Annotated in this window: 2 protein-coding genes; both read right to left on the bottom strand. The window is 71.0% G+C overall.

From position 1 onward, the window contains the following. The coding region (locus tag ACFYT4_RS36170) for a beta-ketoacyl synthase N-terminal-like domain-containing protein (protein WP_389279165.1) at positions 1–419 on the bottom strand (419 nt) is incomplete at its 3' end. A 48-nt stretch (positions 420–467) separates the two neighbouring features. Further along, the coding region (locus ACFYT4_RS36165) for an SDR family NAD(P)-dependent oxidoreductase (RefSeq protein WP_389279162.1) at positions 468–2,118 on the bottom strand (1,651 nt) is incomplete at its 5' end.

Here is a 2,118-nt window from a genome sequence, read left to right as displayed (position 1 = left end):
ATACCCGCCCCCTCGAACGCCTCCCACGACGTCTCCAACAACAACCGCTGCTGCGGATCCATCGCCAACGCCTCACGCGGCGAGACCCCGAAGAACTCGGCATCGAACTCCGCCGCGTCGTAGAGGAATCCACCCGACCGGGTGTACGACTTCCCCACCGCATCCGGATCCGGATCATAGAGACCCTCGACGTCCCAGCCCCGATCCGCCGGCCACGACGACACGGCGTCGCCCGCCGAGGCGAGCAGGCCCCACAGTTCCTCCGGTGAGCGCACGCCACCCGGGAACCGGCACCCCATACCCACGATCGCGACGGGCTCGTGGGCGTCGTCCTGCAGCTTGCGCAGGCGCTCACGGGCGTCGTGCAGATCCGCGGCAGCCTGCTTGAGGTACGAGCGCAGCTTGTCCTCGGTGTTCACTTTCTCCCCTTGCCTGAAATCCTGAAGGTCCGTCGCCTGGCTTCGCTGTCAGATGCCGTTGTCGAGGAAGTCGAAGAGCTCGTCGTCGCTGGCCGCGTCGAACCGGTCCGCACCGGACGGTTCGTCAGCGCTCGCCGGGTCGGCACCGAGGTGCTTGGCGACGAGTTGCCGCATCCGGCTCAGGACGCGGTCGCGAACCTGCTCGTCGGGAGCCAGGGTGGCGAGCGCGGACTCCAGCTCGTCGAGGTCGCTCAGCACCCGGTCCGCCAACGACTCCTCCTCCGGCCGCAGTGCCTCCCACAGGTGGTCGGCGAGGGCGGCCGGTGTCGGGTAGTCGAAGGCCAGGGTGGCGGAGAGACGCAGACCGGTGGCCCGCATCAGGCGGTTGCGGAGTTCCACCGCGCCCAGGGAGTCGAACCCGAGCTCCTTGAAGGTCTGGTGCGGCTTCACGGCGGTCGCCGTAGCGTGGCCGAGGACTCCGGCGGCCTGCGCGCAGACCAGGTCGCGAAGCTGCTCGGTCCGCTCCGCCTCGGGGGCGGCCGCCAGACGCTCGGCCAGGGTGGTGGTGTCCGTGGCCGGACCGTTGTCCGCCGTGGCCACCGTCCGCTGCGCGGGCCTGCGGACCAGTTCCCGCAGGATGGCCGGCAGGGTGCCCGCGGCGGCCTGCTCGCGCAGGCTCGCCTCGTTCAGCACGGCAGGTAGGACGAAGGGCTGCCCAGCGCGTACGGCCGCGTCGAACAGGTCGAGTCCCTGCTCGGACGTCATCTCCGCGAGGCCGATCTGTGCGATGCGCCGCATGGCGATCGCGTCGAGGTGTTCCGTCATCTCGCTGCGCTCGGCCCAGAAGCCCCAGCCGAGGGCAGTAGCGGGCAGCCCGCCCGCGGCTCGGTGCGCCGCGAGCGCCTCCAGGAACACGTTGGCCGCCGCGTAGTGCGCCTGGCCGGAGCTTCCGAAGGTGGCCGCCGCCCCCGAGAAGAGGACGAAGGCGTCGAGGTGGCGGTCCCGGGTGAGGTCGTGCAGGTTGAGCGCGGCATCGATCTTCGGGCGCAGGACACGGTCGAGTTGCTCCGTTGTCAGCCCGGTAACCACGGCATCGTCCAGCACACCCGCCGAATGGACCACCCCGGTCAGCGGCCGCTCCTGCGGGATGCCCGCCAGCACGGCGGCCAGCGCCTCACGGTCAGCCGCATCACATGCCGCGACGGTCACCTGCACACCCACCGCCGTCAGCTCCGCGACCAACTCCTGCGCGCCCGGCGCTTCCGGTCCCCGCCGGCTGGTCAGCAGCAGATGCCGCACACCGTGTACGGCGACCAGATGCCGGGCCACCAGAGCACCCAACGTGCCGGTACCACCCGTGACCAGAACCGTGCCCGTATTCCCACCGAAGCTCACGGCCGTGTCGGGCGACGACGTGCCGTTCCGTACGAGCCGCGGCACGAACACCGCACCGTCACACACCGCCAGCTGCGGTTCTCGCTCCAGCGGCAACCCGGCGACCGCGTCCGCCTCGGCACCGTCCACCAGCCAGAGGCGGTCCGGGTGCTCGCGCTGTGCCGATCGCACCAGCCCCCACACCGGGGCGTTCACCAGGTCCACGACATCGTCGCCCGGCCGTGCCGCGACCGCGCCGTGGGTGAGGAACACCAGCCGCGTCGAAGCCAGACGCTCGTCGGCGAGGAACTGCTGAAGGAGCGTC

The organism is Streptomyces sp. NPDC004609 (assembly GCF_042873655.1).
GTDB lineage: Bacteria > Actinomycetota > Actinomycetes > Streptomycetales > Streptomycetaceae > Streptomyces.
The sequence above is the reverse complement of the archived record's forward strand: the minus strand, read 5'-3'. Positions and strand labels throughout refer to the sequence as shown.